The following is a 19181-nucleotide window of genomic DNA, read 5'->3' on the forward strand; positions in this document are numbered from 1 at the left end:
CCGGTGACGGTCATCGGCGGCCTTTTTGACGTAACCGTATTTGCAGGAACAGGTGCCGAAATGGCTGTCCCTAAAAGAAAGACGACCCCCTCCCGCCGGGGCATGCGCCGCAGCCATGACGCGCTGAAGGTTCAGGCGTACCACGAATGTGGCAACTGTGGCGAGCTGAAGCGCCCCCACAACCTCTGCACCGCTTGCGGCCACTACAACGGCCGTGAGATCGTCGCGGTCGAAATCTAAGACCCTGACGACCTTCGGAGATTGCCCATGAGCTTGCCGCGTATCGCCGTCGACGCGATGGGCGGCGACGAGGGCGTGCGCGTCATGATCGAGGGCGCCGCGCTTGCGCGCCGTCAGCATGACCGCTTCAAGTTCCTGCTGGTGGGCGACGAAGCGCGGATCAAGGCCGCGCTCGACAACCATCCGAACCTGCGGGCAAGCTCCGAGATCCTGCACACCGAAGGTGTCATCAGCGGCGAGGACAAGCCCAGCCAGGCCTTGCGCCGGGCCAAGGGCACCTCGATGGGGCGCGCGATCGAGGCGGTCAAGGCGGGTGACGCCGGGGCCGCCGTCAGCGGTGGCAACACCGGCGCGCTGATGGCGATCGCCAAGCTGTCGCTGCGCACGATGCCCGGGATCGATCGTCCCGCGCTCGCCGCGCTGCTGCCGACGCTGGGCGACAACGACGTGATCATGCTCGACCTCGGTGCCAATACCGAGTGCGACAGCCGCAACCTCGTCCAGTTCGCGATCATGGGCGCGGCCTACGCCCGCGTGGCCACCGGACGGGAGCAGCCGCGCGTGCGCCTGCTCAACATCGGGACCGAGGAGACCAAGGGCACCGAGGAGCTGCGCGATGCGGCCGGCGTGCTCAAGGCGGCGGCCGAGAACCTGTCGATGTCCTTCGACGGCTTCACCGAGGCCGACAAGATCTGTCGCGGCGACGTCGACGTCGTCGTGACCGACGGGTTTTCCGGCAATGTCGCGCTCAAGGCGGTCGAGGGCACTGCCCGCTTCGTGGCGGACCTGCTGCGCCGCGGCTTCACGAGTTCGCTGCGCTCCAAGATCGGGTTCCTGATCTCGAAGCCCGCGACCGAGCTGCTCAAGCACCACCTGGACCCCAACAACCACAATGGCGCCGTCTTCCTGGGCCTCAACGGCATCGTCGTGAAGAGCCACGGCAGCGCCAACGCCGCCGGGGTGGCGAATGCCGTGGCGGTGACCGCCCGGCTCCTGGAGGAAAACGTGACCGAGCGCATTTCCGCGGATCTGGCCCACCTGGGCGGATCGACCTGGCGCATGCCCAGTGCCCAGGAGGAGAGCGCCTGATGCTGCGTTCGGTCCTCATCGGAACCGGCTCTGCCCTGCCTCGGACGGCCGTGAGCAACGCGGAGCTGGCGGAGCGGGTCGACACCAGCGACGAGTGGATCGTCGAGCGTACCGGCATCTCCAACCGCCACATCGCGGCCGAGGACGAGACGACCGGCAGCCTCGCCACCGACGCAGCCCGCCGCGCTCTCGAGGCAGCAGGGATCGATGCGGCTTCGATCGACCTGATCGTCCTGGCCACGGCCACCCCCGACCAGACCTTCCCCGCCACCGCGACCATCGTCCAGAGCCGTCTCGGCTGCCGCGCCGGGGGCATTGCCTTCGACGTCGCGGCCGTATGTTCCGGGTTTCTCTACGCGGTGGGTGTGGCCGATTCGATGCTGCGCACGGGCATGGCCCGACGCGCGCTGGTGATCGGCTCCGAGACGTTCAGCCGCATCCTCGACTGGGAAGACCGCACCACCTGCGTGCTGTTCGGCGACGGCGCCGGTGCGATCGTCCTCGAGGCGCAGGAGCAGGATGGGGAGAGCACCCGGGGCGTCCTGGCGACCCGGCTGCATGCCGATGGCGCCCACAACCAGTTGCTCTACGTCGATGGCGGCCCTTCCACCACCCAGACCGTCGGCAAGCTGCGGATGAAGGGGCGGGAGGTCTTCCGCCACGCCGTCGTGAACCTGGCCGAGGTGCTTCGCGAGGTCATGGAGGAAGCCGGTTTCGCTCCCGAGGATCTCGATTGGCTGGTCCCGCACCAGGCCAATGCGCGCATCCTCGACGCCACGGCGCGCAAGCTGGGCCTTCCGGTCGAAAAGGTGGTCATGACCGTGGGCCAGCATGCCAACACCTCGGCGGCGTCGGTGCCTCTCGCGCTCGATCAGGCGGTTCGCGATGGCCGAATCAAGGTCGGCGACCTGGTGATGCTGGAGGCGATGGGCGGCGGCTTTACCTGGGGCGCCAGCCTGATTCGCGTTTGATGGCGCCCTGAATTTGTCAAAGGGTGTTCATTACTGCGCGCAGCATTGATTTCTTCCCTGTTTCTAATATTATCCCCACATCGGCGCACGAAGGGGATGCGGGCTTGATGCGCTCCACGGATACTTTGACCAGGGCTGAAATTGCCGAGGCCATTCATCGCAAGCTGGGCATTTCACGCTCGGATTCGCTCGCGATGGTGGAATCGATTCTTCAGCACATGTGCGCGGCCCTCAGCCATGGCGAGAACGTGAAGATCTCGGGCTTCGGTACTTTCCTGCTTCGCGACAAGGGCGAGCGGGTCGGACGCAATCCCAAGACCGGCGTCGAAGTACCCATCACTCCGCGCCGGGTCATGACCTTCCGCGCCAGCCAGATGCTGAAGGACCGCATCGCGGAGCTGTGACGGCGCTTTTCAGGAAAGGCAGCATGGATAACCCTCACGCCGGTTCGCCGGACATGGCTTCGCTGTTCCAGGACGGCAAGGACCCGCAGGCCTTGCGCACCATCGGCGAAGTGGCTCGGGCCTTGTCGATCCGGCCCCACGTCCTGCGGTATTGGGAAGAGCAGTTCCCCGCGCTGCAGCCCGTCAAGCGCGGTGGCAACCGGCGCTACTACCGTCCCGAGGACGTGGCGCTGATCGCCCGGATCGACCGGCTGGTCCACCACGAGGGCTATACCCTGCGGGGCGCCTGCAAGGCGCTGGGCGGCAAGCTCGCCCCCGACGCGGAGCAGAAGGAAGACGCCCCGTTCGACGGCGAGTTCGTCCAGAAGCTGCAGGCGATCCGGGCTGACCTGGCCCGCGCGCTGGCAGCGGCCTGACCGCGCCAGGCTCAGTCGGTCACGGTGGGGCCGAGGGACGGGTCGAGGTCGCGAGGCCGGACCAGGTGTTCGAGCCGTCCGATCCCCGCGCGCAGATCGCTCCAGTCCTCGATGTCCAGCGCGATCACCGCGTAGGAGGCGGTCGGGAACTTGTCCTCGACGATGTCGCGCAGTGGATTCTCGCCGTTGCCCGGCACGAGATCGAAGATCAGGTCCTCCAGTCCAGGATTGTGGCCCACCAGCAGGATCGAGCGCGGTGCGCCGTCCTGCTCGCGCAGGACGTCCATCAGGGCTGCGGAACTGGCAAGATAGATGCGTCGGTCCCACGTGATCGGGGGAGTCTCGCCCGCGGCCTCGCCGGCGATCTCGATGGTCTGGGTGACGCGGACCGCGGGAGAGGCGAGGATTCGCTTCCAGCCCACCGCATGCTCGCGGATGTGCTTGCCCATCACCGCGGCGCCGACGCGCCCGCGCGTGTTGAGCGGACGGTCGAAATCCCGCAGGCGCGCGTCGTTCCAGTCCGATTTGGCGTGGCGGAAGATGCCGAGGGTCTTCATGGGGCGGTCAACTCGTGCGCTGGGATCAGGAGAGCGGCCGCGAGTCTTCGGCCGGGTCCGCCGTGGCCCCTGAAGCATGCCCGGCCACGCGCTGTAAAGCCTCCTCCAACGTCACGCGGCGGATCGGCGTGCCCGCGGGGAAGGCCGAGAGCAGGCGCGAGGGGAAGGCGGGGGAGAGCACGACGAAGTGCCCGCGGTCCTCGCGGCTGCGGATAAGGCGGCCGAAAGCCTGGGCGAGGCGGGCGCGAATCAGGGTGTCGTCGTAGGCGCTGCCGCCGTTGGCGAGGCGGCGGGCCCGGTGGAGGATCGAGGGGCGCGGCCACGGCACCTGCTCCATGATGACCAGCCGCAGCGAGTGGCCGGGCACGTCGACGCCGTCGCGCAGGGCGTCGGTGCCGAGCAGGGAAGCTGCTGGATCATCACGGAAAATGTCCACGAGAGTGCCGGTGTCGATGGGATCGACATGCTGCGCGTAGAGCGGCAGGCCGCCCCGGGCGAGGCGATCGGCGATGCGGCCGTGGACTGCGCGCAGGCGCCGTATGGCGGTGAACAGGCCCAGCGCCCCGCCGCGCGACGCTTCGATAAGGCGGCCATAAGACGCCGATAGCGCGGGGATATCGCCCTTGGGCACGTCGGTGACGATCAGGACTTCCGCCTGTTCGGCGTAGTCGAACGGGCTCTGATGGGTGGAGAGTCGGGGGGAGACGTCGATCTGTGCGGCCCCGGAACGGACCATGGCCTTGCCCCAGTCCTCCCCGTCGCGCAGGGTCGCGGAGGTCATGATGACCCCATGCGCAGGTTCCAGGACGACCTGTGCGAACGGCTTCATCGGATCGAGCCAGCGGCGGTGGATGCCGATGTCGAACTCGCGCGCCTCCGAGCGGTCGACCGCCAGCCAGTCGACGAACTCCGGGTCCGCCGGGCCACCGAGCCGGTCGAGCAGCGCTTCCCATGCCGCCACCGTGTCGACTCGCCAGGCGAGCGAATGGCGCGCGCCTTCGATGCGGGCGCGACCGGGACCATCGAGCCAGTCGGGCGGCTCCTCCAGCAGCGCTTCGAGCCGCATGCCCAGGCGGATGAGCGGCTGGCGCAGTTCGGCCAGCGCCATGCGCGCGGCCTGCGCCACTTCGACGAAGGCGCCCTCGAGCCCGGCCGCCTCGGTCTCCAGGCCATATCCGGCGTCCTGCCCGCCGCTTTCGTCGCGGGCGTAGACGGTGGCGCGCACGGCGGCGAGCAGCTCTTCCAGCGGCCCGGAGGCGGCATTCTCGGCGATGCGCTGCATCCAGCCGTCGCCCGGGAGCGCTTCCGCCGCGGCGGTGGCGGCGGTGATCGCCTTGGCGCCCGCCTCGTCATAGCTGGCGATGTCGGCAAGCCGCGCGGACAGTCCGCGGCGGCGGCCGCGGGAGGCCTTCTCCGGCCCGATCACCCAGCGCCGCAGTTCGATCGCCTCGGCACCGGTCAGGGCCGCCGCGAAGGTCGAATCGGCGGCATCGAAGACGTGGTGGCCCTCGTCGAAGACGATGCGCGTGGGGCGCGAGGCCGGGTCGCGCCCGCGCGCGGCGTTGACCATCACCAGCGCATGGTTGCCGATCACGAGGTCGGCGCCGACGCTGGCGCGGGTGGCGCGCTCGATGAAGCACTTGCGGTAATGCGGACAGCCCGCATAGACGCACTCGCCGCGTCGGTCGGTGAGCGCTGCGATGCCGCGCTGGCGGAACAGCGTGCCCAGCCACCCGGGCAGGTCGCCGCCGATCATGTCGCCGTCGCGGGTATAGGCCGCCCACCGGGCGACGAGCTGCGCCAGGATTGCCGCACGGCCCGAGAAGCCGCCTTGCAGCGCATCCTCCAGGTTCAGCAGGCACAGGTAGTTCTCGCGCCCCTTGCGGACCACCACGGGCCGGGAACCGTCCTCGCGGCGCTCGGGCCAGGCCCGGCGGCTCTCGTGCCGCAACTGGCGCTGCAGTGCCTTGGTGTAGGTGGAGACCCAGACGGTGCCGCCGGCCTGCTCGGTCCAGAGCGAGGTAGGGGCGAGGTAGCCCAGCGTCTTGCCGATGCCGGTGCCGGCCTGCGCCAGCAGCATGTGCGGCCGCCCCGAACGCTCGCGCGGGGCGAAGGCGTGGGCGGCCTCCGCGGCATAGGCGCGCTGCCCCGGGCGTTGCTCGGCGCCCGATCCGGTGAGTTGCGCCAACCGGCCGAGCACGTCGGCTTCACCGAGCGTCACCTGTCGCGGCTGGGCCGGTTCCGGGCTCTCCTCCCACTCCGGGAGGCGGGTGAAGAGCCAGCGCTCCGCGCGCTCGGGCTTGCGGATGCGCGCGGTGAGCAGCGTGGACCAGGGCCAGCGCATGCGGACCAGCGACTGGAGCGTGGTCCAGGCGCCCTCGCGCTCGGGCCAGTCGTCGCTTGCGCACATCTCCAGCAAGGCGCCCGCGGCCTCCTGCAGGAGGCGCGGCACGTCGGCGTCGGCGGCGGGCTCGGCCAGTCCCAGCGCGTGGGCCAGGCCCTTGGGGGTCGGCACCACGAAGCGCGCCGGATGCACGAAGGCGAAGAGTTCGAGCAGGTCGAGGCCCGAGAGGTCGGGGTAGCCCAGCCGCGTCGCCAGGAGCGGGGCGTTGAGGATGAGCAGGGGGGTGTCGGCCGCAGCCATGACCGCCTCGCCCTTGGAGATCGTCCGTGTCCCCCCGCCGTCGCGAAGCCAGCAGCCGCCGTGGCTGGCGTGGAGGGCGGGAAGGGGCAGGGCGGCCATGGCGTCATCTTAGGGAGCCGGGGCCCGCTTGGGAACGGCGCGGTCCGCAGCCGGCATCGGAAAAAAATTCGCGAATACACTTTTCCACCTTGCGGACGCGACATTAAGATATATCTTAGAGCCATCATGAACGATATGGAACTGACAATGAAAGACATGAACTGCCATCACGGGCGGGGCGGCCGCGGTCGCAGGGGCCGCCATGGGCATGGCCGTGAGGAGTGGATGGCTGCCGCCCTGGACGGCGTGGACGAGGTCCGCTCGATGCTGCATCGGCGTGGCCGTCACGGGTTGGCCGACGGGCCCTTTGGCCCGGGATTTGGCCCCGGCTTCGGTGGACGCCGGGGCAAGGGCCCGGGAGCTGGCGGCGCCGGTGGCGGCGGCGGTCCGCGCGGCGGCGCACGGCGCCGGCGGCTGTTCGATCAGGCCGAGCTGCAGACGCTGCTGCTCGCGCTGATCGTCGAGGGCCCGCGCCACGGCTACGAGCTGATCCGCGAGATCGAGGCGCTTTCGGGCGGCGAGTATGCGCCGAGCCCCGGCGTGGTCTATCCCTCGCTGATCTACATGGAGGAGACCGGCCTGATCGTGCCGGTGGCGGGCGAGACCGCGCGCAAGGCCTTCGAACCGACCGACGCGGGCCGGGCCAAGGCGGAAACCGACAAGCCGCAGGCGGATGCGCTCAAGGAACGGCTTGCCGCGCTGGCCGCGCAGCGCGACAAGGTGGACCCGGCACCGGTACGCCGCGCCATGCATGCGCTGAAGACCGCCGTGTTCGACCGCCTCTCGCACAGCAGCGCCGACCGCGACTTCATCCTGCAGGTGGCCGATGCCATCGACGAGGCGACCCGCAAGATCGAAAGGATCGAACCGTGAGCACCATCCAGACCACCGTGAAGACCGAGAGCGGCGCCAAGTACGTGCAGCAGCTCTGCAAGCACTGGAGCCACAAGCTGGAAACCCGTTTCGAGGGCGACACCGGCACGGTGACCTTCCCCAGCGCGGTCACCACCATGACCGCCAGCGCGGAGGGGATCGCGATCGCCATCACCGGCGAGGACCGCGGCGAGGTCGAGCGGCTGACCGATGTCGTCGCCCGGCACATCGACCGCTTCGCCTTCCGCGAGGCGCCGCTGACCTACGACTGGTCCTGGCGGGAAGACTGACGACTCGCCTCGCCCCGGGCTCGCCCCGGGGCGACGAGACGCTTGCGAAATGCGCGCATTTCGCCAAAGAGCGCGCCATGACCGAAAATGCCCTGATCGAAGCCGCCCGCGTGTCCAAGGCCTGGCCGTTCCAGGAGGCGCAGAAGCTGCTGAAGCGCTACCCGCAGGGCAAGACCGACGCGGCGGGCAAGCCTGCCGCTGTCCTGTTCGAGACCGGCTATGGCCCCTCGGGCCTGCCGCATATCGGCACCTTTCAGGAAGTGCTGCGCACGACGCTGGTCCGCCGCGCCTACGAAGCGCTGACGGGCGGCGCGCCGACCCGCCTGGTCGCCTTCTCGGACGACATGGACGGCCTGCGCAAGGTGCCCGACAACATCCCCAACCCGGAGCTGCTCGCGGCCAACCTCGGCAAGCCGCTCAGCCGGATTCCCGATCCTTTCGGGACGCATGAAAGCTTTGCGCACCACAACAATGCCATGCTGCGCGACTTCCTCGACCGGTTCGGCTTCGACTACGAGTTCGTCTCCGCCAGCGACCGGTACAATTCGGGCGCATTCGACGCCGCGCTGACGCGGGTGCTGGAATGCAACCAGGCGATCTTGGACGTCATGCTCCCCACGCTGCGCGAGGAGCGGCGCAAGACCTACTCGCCGGTGCTGCCCGTCTCGCCCACCAGCGGCGTGGTGCTGCAGGTGCCGGTAGAGGTGATCGACGCCGCCGCCGGCATGATCCGTTTCACCGACGAGGACGGCACGGTGGTCGAGCAGTCGGTCTTCGGCGGCAAGGCCAAGTTGCAGTGGAAGGTCGACTGGGCGATGCGCTGGTACGCGCTGGGCGTCGACTACGAGATGTGCGGCAAGGACCTGACCGATTCGGTCACGCAGTCCGGGAAGATCGTGCAGGTCCTCGGAGGCCGCCGCCCGGAAGCGCTGATCTACGAGCTGTTCCTCGACGAGAACGGCGAGAAGATCTCCAAGTCCAAGGGCAACGGCCTCACCATCGAGCAGTGGCTGACCTACGGGACGGAGGAATCGCTGGGGTTCTACCTCTTCCGCGAGCCCAAGAGCGCCAAGCAGCTCCACGTCGGGGTGATCCCCAAGGCGGTCGACGAGTACTGGCAGTTCCGCGCCAACCTGGCGGACCAGCCGCTCGACAAGCAGCTCGGCAACCCGGTGTGGCACCTGCTGCGCGCGAACGGCGAGGGTGCGGCCGAGGCGACTTCCAGTTCGGCGCCCGGTGCAGGGGACGCGGTGCCGGTGACCTTCGCGCTGCTGCTCAACCTGGTGGGCGTGCTGGGCGCGGACGCGACGGCGGAGCAGGTCTGGTCGTACCTGGGCAACTACGTCGCGGACGCCAGCCCCGAGGCGCATCCCGAACTGGGAGCGATGGTGCGCGCCGCGCTCGCCACGAACCGCGACTTCATCGCGCCGACCCTGCAGCGCCGCGCCCCGACCGCGAACGAGGCGGCGGCGCTCGCCGATCTCGACGCGCAGCTCGCGCAGCTCGGGGCGGCGGCTTCGGCGGAGGCGCTGCAGAACATCGTCTACGAGATCGGCAAGAACGAGGCCTATGGCTTCGAGACGCTGCGCGACTGGTTCAAGGCGCTCTACGAGACGCTGCTGGGATCGCCGCAGGGGCCGCGGATGGGCAGCTTCATCGCCCTCTACGGCCTGCCCGAGACGCGCAAGCTCATCGCCCAGGCGCTGGCCCAAGCCGCCTGAAGGAACTAGCAAGAGCCATGCGCAAGACCAGCTGGACTGCCGACGAACTCTGCCAGGAGCTGCTGGGCCGCAACCTGTGCGACGTCGACGCCGAGGAACAGCGCGTCCTCGAGCGCATCGCATCGGGCACCATCATGGGGCCGGACGCGCAGGAGGAAGCGGCGCTGAACCTCAGCTTCGGGGACCGGCTGGCGGACCGCGTGGCGGAGATCGGAGGCTCGTGGGGCTTCATCATCGGCTTCGGGCTGGTGCTGGGCGGGTGGATGCTCATCAACAGCCGTATGGTCACTGCGCTGGGGCTGCACCCGTTCGACGAGTACCCCTTCATCTTCCTCAACCTGATGCTCTCGACCTTGGCGGCGGTCCAGGCGCCGGTCATCATGATGAGCCAGAACCGCCAGTCGGACAAGGATCGCATCACCGCACGCCACGACTACGAGGTGAACCTGCGCACGCAGCTGGAGATCGTCCGGCTGCACAAGCGCATGGACCACCTGTTCGCATACCTCGAAGCCCAGCCGGGCTCCGGCGGGGTGCCGGGCGAAGAGGGCATCCGGCCCTGACGCCGATCCGCTGGCGGGCTACTGGCAGATCCGCGTGCGGAACCACTTGGTCACCACGTACTTCACGCCCTGGCGCACCGGGCGGGCCGCGTGCATGGTCCAGGGATTGGGCGTGCCGTCCGGAAGTGCGTTGTTCCACAGCAAGAGCGCGCCGGCGCGGGGCGGGACGCTCAGCGCGATGCGGGTGAAGTCGGTGGTGCCGCCGTCCTCCACGGTGTTGAGGTAGACCATCGCGGTCCAGCTTCTCTGGCCGCCGCAGCGCCGCTCCCGTCCCCAGTACCTGGCAGCCGTGTCGAACCAGTCGCAATGCTCGTGGAAGTACTCTCCGCAGCGATAGCGCTGGCCCTGCGCCGATTCCCCGCAGGCGGCGGCGATGCCGGTGATCGCCGCCAGCCGCGTCTCGAGGTCGCGCACGCTGGTGTCGCAGGCGTCGATGTCGCCCGAGTAGCTGGTGCGGTAGTCGGGCCAGGCGCCACCGTCGATGAGGCTGGAGGGGCAGGCGACCGCGTCGATCAGCGCCATGATCCGCGCGCAGGCGGGGAGCGGCAGGAACTGCTCCACCGCGTAGATCTCGGCCCGCTCGTCCACCAGGCGGCGGACCGCGGGCTCCCCCGCCAGCCTCTCGCGCACGGCCGCGCCGATCCGGGCGAGGGCCTTGCGGTCCGGGTGGGCGGCGTGCGTCATGGCGGGAGAGTAGCGACGCGAAGCCGCAGATCAATCGGTCTCTTCGGACGCCCCGAACGAAGGACCCCCGGTCCGCTGGCACGGCCGGGGGTCCTGGGCATCGGGTCTGGTGGAACCTACCAGAAGAAGTCGTAGATCACGTCGACCACCTCGCCGGTGTAGACGTCCACCAGCAGCACGTCGTCGAAGTAGCGGACCCAGCGATAGGGGCCGTAGACGGGCGGCAGGCGGTACTGCCACGGATCGTTGATCCAGTAGCGGTTCCCGTAGAACATCGAGCCGAGCGAGAAGCCGATGCTCACGCGGCGGTAGGCGTAGCTGCTGTACGGGGCGTAGTACCGACCGATGCGATAGGCGTTGCGGTTGCGGTCGCGATAGCGCTGCCAGTCGTAGCGGTTGTCGCGGCGCCAGTCGTTGCGGTTCCAGGACTGGTAGCGGCGACCGTCGTTGTCGCGCCAGCGGTCGTTGTCACGCCGGCCATCGTTGTCGCGCCGCCCGTCGTTGTCGCGCCAGCGGTCGTTGTCGCGCCGATCGTTATCGGGGCGGCCGGCGTTACCGGGCCGGCGGTCACCGTCGCCGCGCCAGGCGGAGCCGCGGTCGTTGTCGCCCCGCTCCCCGCCGGGGCGCTGCCAGCCGCTGGAGGGCCGCTGTTCGCCTCCGGGACGGTCGGGACGCGACGTTCCCTGCCAGTTCCCGCGCGAGGCATCGGGGCGGGCCGCGGGCCGCACCGGAGCCGTGGCGCCGCGACCGGCCTGCTGCTCCTGCCGCATCGCGCGGAGCTGCGGCCCCATGTTGACGCGGGCGTTCTCACGCGGGGGCGAGACGCTGCGGGGGGCGCTGGGGGCAGGAGCCGAGCGCTGCGGGCGTGCCATGGGGGCGCGCTCCATGCGCGGAGCGGGTGCGGAGCGTTCGGCGCGGGGTCCCTGCCGGCCGCCGTCCTCGGGCTTCGCGAAGGACTGGCCGGGAAGGCCGCCCAGGGCCAGAGCCATCGTGCCTGCCGCCAGCAACCCCTTCGCCATCTTGTTTGTCTTGTTCACTGATCCGGTCTCCAAAAACCGAGGCGCCACACGGCGATCGCGGCTCATCGTGAGAACCCGTCTATCTGATACGCGCTGTCGCGTTGGTGAACCGGCGGGGTGCCTGTCGTTCAGCTTGGAGATACCCCAAATGAACAAGCCGCCGCCCGGTCGTCCGGGCGGCGGCTTCTCGTTCGTGCGGCGAGGGGCGGGTCGAGCCCGCCGCCTGCGATCAGCGCGTCAGCTTCTTGTACGCCAGCGCGGTCGGGCGGTCGGCGGCATCGCCCAGGCGACGGCGCTTGTCCTCCTCGTAGGCGGCGAAGTTGCCTTCGAACCACTCGACGTGGCTGTTGCCCTCGAAGGCGAGGATGTGCGTGGCGAGACGATCGAGGAAGAAGCGGTCGTGGCTGATGACCACGGCGCATCCGGCGAAGTTCTCGATCGCCTCTTCCAGCGCGCCCAGCGTCTCGACGTCGAGATCGTTGGTCGGCTCGTCGAGCAGGAGCACGTTGCCGCCCTCCTTGAGCATCTTGGCCATGTGGACGCGGTTGCGTTCACCGCCCGAGAGCTTGCCGACGTTCTTCTGCTGATCCGCGCCCTTGAAGTTGAACGCGCCGACATAGGCGCGGGTCGACATGTCGTGACCGTTGACCTTCATGTAGTCGAGCCCGTCCGAGATCTCCTCCCACACGTTCTTCTTGGGGTCGAGGTGGTCGCGGCTCTGGTCGACGAAGCCCAGGTGGACGGTGGAGCCGATCTCGATCGCGCCGCTGTCGGGCTGCTCCTTGCCGGTCAGCAGCTTGAACAGCGTCGACTTGCCGGCGCCGTTGGGGCCGATGACGCCGACGATTCCGCCCGGCGGCAGGATGAACGAGAGGTTCTCGAACAGCAGCTTGTCGCCATAGGCCTTCGAGATGTCCTTCACCTCGATGACCTTGCCGCCAAGGCGCTCGGGCACCTGGATGACGATCTGCGCCTTGCCGGGCTTGCGTCCCGACTGCGCTTCCTGAAGCTGCTCGAACTTGCGGATACGGGCCTTCGACTTGGTCTGGCGCGCGGCCGGGGTCTGCCGGATCCACTCGAGCTCTTCCTTGAGCGCCTTCTGCCGGCCGGATTCCTCGCGGTCCTCCTGCTCCAGGCGCTTGGCCTTCTTCTCGAGGTAGGTCGAGTAGTTGCCCTCATAGGGGAAGTACTTCCCGCGATCGAGCTCGAGAATCCATTCCACCACGTTGTCCAGGAAGTAGCGGTCGTGGGTGATCATCAGCACCGCGCCCGCGTATTCCTTGAGATGGTTTTCCAGCCATTCGACGGATTCGGCGTCGAGGTGGTTGGTCGGCTCGTCCAGCAGCAGGATCGACGGCTTCTGAATCAGCAGGCGGGTCAGCGCGACGCGGCGCTTCTCACCGCCCGAGAGGCTGGTGACGCGCCAGTCGCCCGGCGGGCAGCGCAGCGCCTCCATGGCGATTTCAAGCTGGTTGTCGAGCGTCCAGCCATCGACCGCGTCGATCTTGCCCTGCAGGTCGCCCATCTCCTCCATCAGCGCGTCGAAATCGACGTCCTCCGGCGGGTCGCCCATGATCGTCGAGATCTCGTTGAAGCGGTCGACCAGGTCCGCCGTCTCGCGCGCGCCGTCCTTGACGTTCTCCAGCACGGTCTTGTTGGGATCGAGCTCGGGCTCCTGCTCGAGGTAGCCGATGGTGATGTTCTCGCCCGCCCAGGCTTCGCCGGTGTAGTCGGTGTCGATGCCGGCCATGATCTTGATCAGGGTCGACTTGCCGGCGCCGTTCGGGCCGACGATGCCGATCTTGGCACCCTGGTAGAACTGGAGCGAGATGTTGTTGAGCACCGGCTTGGGAGCGCCGGTGAATGTCTTGGTCATGCCCTTCATGACGAAGGCGTATTGGGCAGCCATCGGTTTCCTCTGGAATGCGATCTGGATCGGTAGGATTGCGGCTCGCTCTACAGGGGCGAGGGGCCCTTGCCAAGGGCGCGGCCCGAACCCGGGGCAGGGTGGCGCTGCGCCGGGACAGGACGGGAGGATCGGTGCAGGAGCCCGGGGTTTCAAGCCCGGCGCGCCGGGGTGCCGGCTTCCTGCGGCGATCCCTTGGCAGGGCCTCGCGGGTCGGTTAGCAATGTCACCATGAGCACACATCGCACGCTGTCCGCCGCCCTGGTTCCGGCCCTCCTGGCCCTGACCGTTCCCGCAACGACCGTGCCCGCTTCCGCGGCTCCCGCGCAGGGCACCGGCACCGCGTGGGAGATCGTCGAGGGGCTGACCACCGAGATCGGGCCGCGTCCCGCCGGTTCCGAGGCGGAAGACCGCGCGCGCGACTGGGGCGCTGCCAAGCTGGAGGCGCTCGGCTTCCGCAACGTGCGGGTGGAGGAGTTCAAGACGCTGGCGTGGACGCGCGGGCCGGAAAGCGCGAGCCTCACGGCGCCTTATGCGCAGCCGCTCGCGATCACGGCGCTGGGCTATTCGGTTCCGACGCCGCGCGGCGGGCTCAAGGCGCCGCTTGTCTATTTCCCCACGCTCGCGGCCCTGGAGGCGGCGCCCGCCGGCTCGCTCGCCGGGAAGGTCGCCTTCATTGACCACGCCATGCGCGCCGCGCAGGACGGCTCGGGCTACGGGCCCTACGGCGACGTGCGCAGGAAGGGACCGAGCGTCGCCGCGCGCAAGGGCGCCGCGGCCGTCGTCATCCGCTCCGCCGGCACCGACGGGCACCGCAACCCGCACACCGGCGTGACCATGTTCGCGGACGACGTGAAGCCGATCCCCGCCGGCGCCGTCTCCAACCCGGACGCGGACCTCATCGCGCGCACCGCCGCCCGCGGCAAGCCGATGGCCATCGACCTGACGCTGCTCGGCAAGCCCAACCCGGGCGCCACCTCGGGCAACGTCGTCGCCGAGATGCCCGGCCGCGACCCGTCGCTGCCCATCGTCGTGCTCGCCTGCCATCTCGATTCCTGGGACCTGGGCACCGGCGCGGTGGACGATGCCTCGGGTTGCGCGATCATCACGGCGGCGGCGCTCGCGGCGCAGCAGGGCGGGCAGCCCTTGCGCACCATCCGCGTGCTCTGGTCGGGCAACGAGGAGATGGGCGTGCGCGGCGGCGGCGGCGAGCACTATGCTCGGCTGCACGGCCAGGAGCCCCATGCGGTGGCGATGGAAAGCGACTTCGGCGCCGACAAGGTGTGGCAGGTGAAGTTCAGCACGGCGGCGGCCGACAAGCCGCTGGTGGACAAGGTCAAGGCCGCGCTGTGGCCGATGGGCATCGTGCCGCACGACGGCGCCGCCGAGGGCGGGGCGGACATCGAGGCGATCATCAAGGCACAGAGCTTGGCGGTGATCGACCTGGGCCAGGACGGCACCCATTACTTCGACCTTCACCACACGCCGGACGACACGCTCGACAAGGTCGATCCCGCGGCGCTGCAGCAGAATGTCGATGCCTGGGCCGCCGTGCTCAAGGTGATCGCCAACGAGCCGGGGCCGATCGGCAAGTTCACGGCAGCGGCGGAGTAATCCTGCGGGCGGAAGGGCCGGCGCGGTCCTTCCGCTGGTTAGGGCCGGGCGGCGATCCGCTCGGCGAGGGCCACCAGCCGCTGCGCTTGGTCGAGGTGGAGCAGTTCGGCCATCTTGCCTTCGACGCGGATCGCGCCCTTGCCCCGGTTCTCCGGCTGGTCGAAGGCCGCGATCACCGCCCGCGCCCAGGCGAGCTCGGCCTCTCCGGGGGAGAATACCAGGTTGCACGGGTCCACTTGCGCGGGATGGATCAGGCTCTTGCCGTCGAATCCGAAAACCATGCCCTGGCGTGCCTCCGCGGTGAAGGCGTCGAGATCCCGGAATTCGTTGCACACCCCGTCGAGGATGGCGAGGCCGTGCGCCCGCGCGGCAGCCACCGCCATCGACAGGAACGGCAGGAACGCCTCGCGTCCCGGCGTGAGCTGCGCCCGCATCTCCTTGGCGAGGTCGTTGGTGCCGATGATCCAGGCTGCGAGCCGGCCGGTGCGCGCGGTGGCGGCGATCGGCTCCAGGGCAAAGACGCTGGCGCAGGTCTCGATCATGGCCCAGAGCTGCATCGCCGCCGGCGCGGCGGCCAGCGCCGCTTCGTAGCGGGCGATGGCCTCCGGGCCGTCGACCTTGGGCACGAGCACGGCGTCGGCACGAGAGCCGGCGATCGCGGCGAGGTCGTCGGCGCCCCATGCGGTGTCGAGCCCGTTGGCGCGGATCACCACCTCGCGGTCGCCGAAGCCGCCCTCGGCCACGGCGGCGACGGCGGCCGCGCGCGCCTCGTCCTTGGCCTCCGGCGGCACGGCGTCCTCCAGGTCGAGGATCACGACATCGCAGGGCAGCGTCCGGGCCTTGGCGATGGCTTTCGCGTTCGAGGCCGGCAGGTAGAGCGCGCTGCGGCGGGGGCGGTCGGCGGGTGTCACGGGAGCGGTCTTCCGGATGGAGGCAGTCGCATCTCCCTTGCGGCGCGAACGCCCCCGCGGTCAAGCGGGGGGTGGGTTCGGGCAGCGACGACGGTGCCTGGCGCCGGCATCGCCGATCCATAAGGATAGGTTTGCAATCGTTTGCTCATGCGCTAAGGGGGCCGTTCGCGGCAGCGGCCCGAAGCGCATGACGGCCGTTCGCGCGGAGTGTCCTCCTCCCCCTCCGCGGCTGCGAAGCCCTTTCACGGGTCGCGTTCGCCGCCCCTCGACCGCCAACATGGGCGGCGGGGGGCGGCGACAATGCGCGCTTACAGCGCTTCCAGGATCCGCTCGCTCTCCTGCCACAGCCGCGCCGCGGCCGTGTCGTCGCGGGCCTGCGGCGCGGCGGGGATTTCCTGCAGGTCGTGGAAGTAGCGTCCGCCCTCGGTCCCGGCCTCCGGTGCCGTCGCCAGCCACACGATGGTGCGGGCGGGCGCCTCGGGGGCGATGAGGTCCTGTCCCTTGCCGTAGGCCTGCAGCGTCGCCTCGCCGTGGCTCCAGAAGTTCGAGCCGACCTTGCCCGGGTGCATCGCCTGGGCGGTGATCCCCTTGCCGGACACCCGCCGGTCCAGCTCGCGGGTGAACAGGAGGTTGGCCAGCTTGGCCTGGCAATAGGCCGGTCCCGTGGCGAAATCGCCGTCCATCATCAGGTCGTCCCAGCGCATCGCGGCGCATTGCTCGTGCGCGAGCGAGGACACCGCGATCACCCGCACCGTGCCCGGGGGGCTGTCCTGTGCGGCGCGCTCCAGCAGCGGCATCAGTTCGCGGGTGAGCAGGAACGAGGCGAGGTGGTTGGCGGCGAAGGTCTCCTCCAGCCCTTCGGACGAGACGTAATGTCCGTCGCGGATGCCGCCGGCGTTGTTGACGAGGACGTGGACGCGGTCGGTGAGCGCGGCGATCTCGGCGGCGACGCGGCGTACCTCCGCCATCTCGGCGAAGTTGCCGCGCAGGAAGTCGACCCGGGCGCCGGGGATGGCGCGGAGCTCGGCCTCGGCGGCGTCGCAGCGAGCCGGGTCGCGGCCGGTGCCGATCACGTGCCAGCCCATCCGGGCGAAGGCCTCCGCGCAGGCCTTGCCGATGCCGGAGCTCGCGCCGGTCACCACGACGACGCGGTCGGGAGAAGATGCCATGGTATTTCCTTGTTGGTCAGTGGGATGGGGCGGGGACTTCGGTCGAAGTCTCGATGCGCGGGGGCTGGCCGCGTCCGGTCAGGAAGAAGCAGAGCGCGCCGGCGATGGTGATGGCCGCGGCGATCAGCAGGAACAGGTCGAAGCGCTGCGTCGCGCCGAGCGTCGCGCTCAGGAGCACCGAGCCGACCGCGGCGGCAAGCCCCATCGACGCGATCAGGAAGCTGTAGACCAGGCTGAAATGGGCCAGGTCGAAGGTGCGCGAGGTGAGATAGGCGCCGATGTCGCCTTCCGCGCCTTGCGCCAGGCCGACCAGCAGCACCGCCCCTGCCAGCAGCCACGGATGATCGGCCGGCGATGCCAGGATCAGGAAGCCGAGTGCCGGAAGCCCGAGCGCGGCGAGCGCGACGACCTGCGGCGAGACCCGGTCCAGCGCCAGCCCGCTGGCGAAGCGCCCGACCACGACGCCCACCGCATAGAGCGAGACGATCCAGGTCGCGACCTGTCCCGGCGCGCCGCTCTCCATCAGCACCAGCTTGAGCTGGGAGGAAACGATCACCGTCGGCACGTTGCAGAAGAACATGCCCGCCACGATCAGGATGAAGGCCGGGTGTCGCAACAGCGCCGCGAACTGCGCGCGCGTGATGGAGGGTGCGGTGCGCTCGAGCGCCGTGCCGCCTCGGGGCCGGCGGCCGACCAGCGCCACCGCGGCGATGCCGCCCAGCGCGGAGAGCAGCGCGAGCAGGCGGTACCCGGCGCGCCAGCCCTGCGCGTCGATCACCTCGCCCACCAGCGGCACCACCGCCGCGCCGACCAGCGGAGCCCCGCTCATCAGCACCGACAGCGCCACGCCGCGCGCCAGGTCGAAGCGCTGCACGATCACCCGGCTGAACACCAGCGTGGTCGTCAGCACGCCGAACAGGTGCTGGACGACGGTGATGGCGAAGAACTCGTAGATGTTGCCGCGCATCAGGCTGAAGGCGAGGAAGGTCAGCGGCACCACCACGAAGCCGATGGCGGCGGACAGCCGCGCGCCGTGCCGGTCGGTGAAGCGGCCCCACAGCGGCACCACGAACATGCTGGCCAGGCCCAGCGTTCCCACCAGCGCGAACTGGGCCTTGTCCCACCCGAAATCGGCGATGAGCGCGGGCGCGAAGAGGTTGGTCATGTAGTGGTTGAGCGCCGAGCCCAGCGCCAGCCCCACGGTCGCGCCGAGCAGCGTGGTCCAGCTCAGCCGGAATTCTCGGAAATAGGTCACCCTTGCTCTCCCATGGCGCGCCCGCTTTGCCGGGTCGCGTGTCGTGTTCAGGTCATCGGGGCTCGGCCCCCTTGAGGAACAGGCGTACCGCGAAGCGCACGCGCCGGTCGATGTCCTCGCGTCCAAGCTCGTTGCCCGAAAGGATGAATCGCACCGGGCCGCTGACCACCATGCTCATGAACACGTTGGCGGCAAGCATCGCGTCCTCGATGGCGAGGCGCCCGCACTGCGTCTCCTCCTCCAGGATCCCGGCCAGGAACTGCACGGAAGGCAGCGCGGCGATGTCGTAGTAGGTCTGGAAGATGTCCGGGAAACGGTAGGACTCGGTGTTGATGAGCCGCTGCAGCCGCGCGCCCTCCGGCTCCGCCACCAGGCCGATGCGCAGCAGGGCGAGCGCGACGAGCGTCTCCTCCAGACTGGCGCGGCGGGTGGCGGCGATCGCCTGCGGGCCGATGGCGCGGCGCCGGGTGCCGTGCTGCACGGCGGCCCGGAACAGCGCCGCCTTGTCGGCGTGGCGCGCGTAGACGGTGCGCTTGGTCATGCTGACGTCGGCCGCGATCGCCTCGATCGTGGCGCCTTCGTAGCCCCTCTCCAGGAAATGTTCGAGCGCGCGGTCGAGCAGTTGCTCCTGCCGCGCCTGCGCCTGCTCGCGGGTGGGGCGGCCGGCACGCGCGGGCGCTTCGGAGGTGGTCTCGTCGGGCATCGCGCCGTTGGAGCGGATTTGGCTTGCCTCGCCAAGGTCCTACGTGAATAATG

At 69.6% G+C, this 19181-nt stretch carries 19 protein-coding genes; 10 read left to right on the forward strand and 9 right to left on the reverse strand.

Going from position 1 to position 19181, the window contains the following annotated elements:
* Positions 1-60: 60 nt before the first annotated feature.
* The 5 genes from rpmF to ACFFJC_RS11470 all read left to right on the forward strand — a co-directional run bounded on the left by rpmF (position 61) and on the right by ACFFJC_RS11470 (position 3120).
* The gene (gene rpmF / locus ACFFJC_RS11450; protein WP_379487755.1) at positions 61-240 is read left to right on the forward strand and encodes a 50S ribosomal protein L32; all 180 of its coding nucleotides are present in this window, start codon (positions 61-63) and stop codon (positions 238-240) included.
* Positions 241-267: 27 nt separating this feature from the next.
* Positions 268-1329: a phosphate acyltransferase PlsX gene (gene plsX / locus ACFFJC_RS11455; RefSeq protein WP_379487642.1), complete on the forward strand. Its 1062-nt coding sequence runs from the start codon at positions 268-270 to the stop codon at positions 1327-1329.
* The gene (locus ACFFJC_RS11460) at positions 1326-2300 is read left to right on the forward strand and encodes a beta-ketoacyl-ACP synthase III (protein ID WP_379487756.1); all 975 of its coding nucleotides are present in this window, start codon (positions 1326-1328) and stop codon (positions 2298-2300) included. The genes plsX and ACFFJC_RS11460 overlap by 4 nt, the downstream gene beginning before the upstream one ends.
* A gap of 107 nt (positions 2301-2407) precedes the next feature.
* Positions 2408-2704, forward strand: coding sequence for an integration host factor subunit alpha (locus ACFFJC_RS11465; protein WP_379487757.1), 297 nt, complete (start codon positions 2408-2410; stop codon positions 2702-2704).
* Positions 2705-2727: 23 nt separating this feature from the next.
* Positions 2728-3120 (forward strand): MerR family transcriptional regulator, encoded by a 393-nt coding sequence (locus ACFFJC_RS11470; protein WP_379487643.1) that lies wholly within the window; start codon positions 2728-2730, stop codon positions 3118-3120.
* Positions 3121-3131: 11 nt separating this feature from the next.
* Here ACFFJC_RS11470 and ACFFJC_RS11475 read toward each other — a convergent pair whose 3' ends face one another.
* Together ACFFJC_RS11475 and ACFFJC_RS11480 are read right to left on the reverse strand one after the other, a co-directional pair.
* The gene (locus ACFFJC_RS11475) at positions 3132-3677 is read right to left on the reverse strand and encodes a SixA phosphatase family protein (protein ID WP_379487644.1); all 546 of its coding nucleotides are present in this window, start codon (positions 3675-3677) and stop codon (positions 3132-3134) included.
* A 25-nt stretch (positions 3678-3702) separates the two neighbouring features.
* Complete coding sequence (locus tag ACFFJC_RS11480; protein WP_379487645.1) at positions 3703-6420, reverse strand: ATP-dependent DNA helicase; 2718 nt, start codon at positions 6418-6420, stop codon at positions 3703-3705.
* 225 nt (positions 6421-6645) lie between these two features.
* Here ACFFJC_RS11480 and ACFFJC_RS11485 point away from each other — a divergent pair, with 225 nt between their 5' ends.
* The 4 genes from ACFFJC_RS11485 (at position 6646) to ACFFJC_RS11500 (ending at position 9867) form a co-directional block, all read left to right on the forward strand.
* Entirely contained in the window at positions 6646-7293 is a 648-nt protein-coding gene (locus tag ACFFJC_RS11485; RefSeq protein ID WP_379487646.1) for a PadR family transcriptional regulator, read from the forward strand.
* A complete protein-coding gene (locus ACFFJC_RS11490; RefSeq protein WP_379487647.1) occupies positions 7290-7583 on the forward strand; it encodes a DUF2218 domain-containing protein in 294 nt (97 codons plus the stop codon). Before ACFFJC_RS11485 ends, ACFFJC_RS11490 begins: the two co-directional genes overlap by 4 nt.
* A gap of 77 nt (positions 7584-7660) precedes the next feature.
* Positions 7661-9304, forward strand: a complete 1644-nt coding sequence (locus ACFFJC_RS11495) for a lysine--tRNA ligase (RefSeq protein ID WP_379487648.1) — start codon at positions 7661-7663, stop codon at positions 9302-9304.
* 17 nt (positions 9305-9321) lie between these two features.
* The gene (locus ACFFJC_RS11500) at positions 9322-9867 is read left to right on the forward strand and encodes a DUF1003 domain-containing protein (RefSeq protein ID WP_379487649.1); all 546 of its coding nucleotides are present in this window, start codon (positions 9322-9324) and stop codon (positions 9865-9867) included.
* Positions 9868-9885: 18 nt separating this feature from the next.
* On the opposite strand, the gene ACFFJC_RS11505 is transcribed toward ACFFJC_RS11500, so the two are convergent.
* The 3 genes from ACFFJC_RS11505 to ettA all read right to left on the reverse strand — a co-directional run bounded on the left by ACFFJC_RS11505 (position 9886) and on the right by ettA (position 13479).
* On the reverse strand, positions 9886-10551 hold the full coding sequence (locus ACFFJC_RS11505; RefSeq protein ID WP_379487650.1) for a prolyl hydroxylase family protein: 666 nt from the start codon (positions 10549-10551) through the stop codon (positions 9886-9888).
* Positions 10552-10667: 116 nt separating this feature from the next.
* Positions 10668-11588, reverse strand: coding sequence for an RcnB family protein (locus ACFFJC_RS11510; protein ID WP_379487651.1), 921 nt, complete (start codon positions 11586-11588; stop codon positions 10668-10670).
* A 211-nt stretch (positions 11589-11799) separates the two neighbouring features.
* Entirely contained in the window at positions 11800-13479 is a 1680-nt protein-coding gene (gene ettA / locus ACFFJC_RS11515) for an energy-dependent translational throttle protein EttA (RefSeq protein WP_379487652.1), read from the reverse strand.
* 228 nt (positions 13480-13707) lie between these two features.
* Between ettA and ACFFJC_RS11520 the strand changes: the two genes are divergently transcribed.
* On the forward strand, positions 13708-15090 hold the full coding sequence (locus tag ACFFJC_RS11520) for a M20/M25/M40 family metallo-hydrolase (protein ID WP_379487653.1): 1383 nt from the start codon (positions 13708-13710) through the stop codon (positions 15088-15090).
* A 38-nt stretch (positions 15091-15128) separates the two neighbouring features.
* On the opposite strand, the gene ACFFJC_RS11525 is transcribed toward ACFFJC_RS11520, so the two are convergent.
* The 4 genes from ACFFJC_RS11525 to ACFFJC_RS11540 all read right to left on the reverse strand — a co-directional run bounded on the left by ACFFJC_RS11525 (position 15129) and on the right by ACFFJC_RS11540 (position 19128).
* Complete coding sequence (locus tag ACFFJC_RS11525) at positions 15129-16001, reverse strand: HpcH/HpaI aldolase/citrate lyase family protein (protein WP_379487654.1); 873 nt, start codon at positions 15999-16001, stop codon at positions 15129-15131.
* A 308-nt stretch (positions 16002-16309) separates the two neighbouring features.
* The gene (locus ACFFJC_RS11530) at positions 16310-17170 is read right to left on the reverse strand and encodes an SDR family NAD(P)-dependent oxidoreductase (RefSeq protein ID WP_379487655.1); all 861 of its coding nucleotides are present in this window, start codon (positions 17168-17170) and stop codon (positions 16310-16312) included.
* A 16-nt stretch (positions 17171-17186) separates the two neighbouring features.
* Positions 17187-18425 (reverse strand): MFS transporter, encoded by a 1239-nt coding sequence (locus ACFFJC_RS11535; protein WP_379487656.1) that lies wholly within the window; start codon positions 18423-18425, stop codon positions 17187-17189.
* Between the two features lie 52 nt (positions 18426-18477).
* On the reverse strand, positions 18478-19128 hold the full coding sequence (locus ACFFJC_RS11540; protein WP_379487657.1) for a TetR/AcrR family transcriptional regulator: 651 nt from the start codon (positions 19126-19128) through the stop codon (positions 18478-18480).
* Positions 19129-19181: the final 53 nt, after the last annotated feature.

Source organism: Novosphingobium soli (genome assembly GCF_042432915.1).
Taxonomy (GTDB): domain Bacteria; phylum Pseudomonadota; class Alphaproteobacteria; order Sphingomonadales; family Sphingomonadaceae; genus Novosphingobium; species Novosphingobium soli.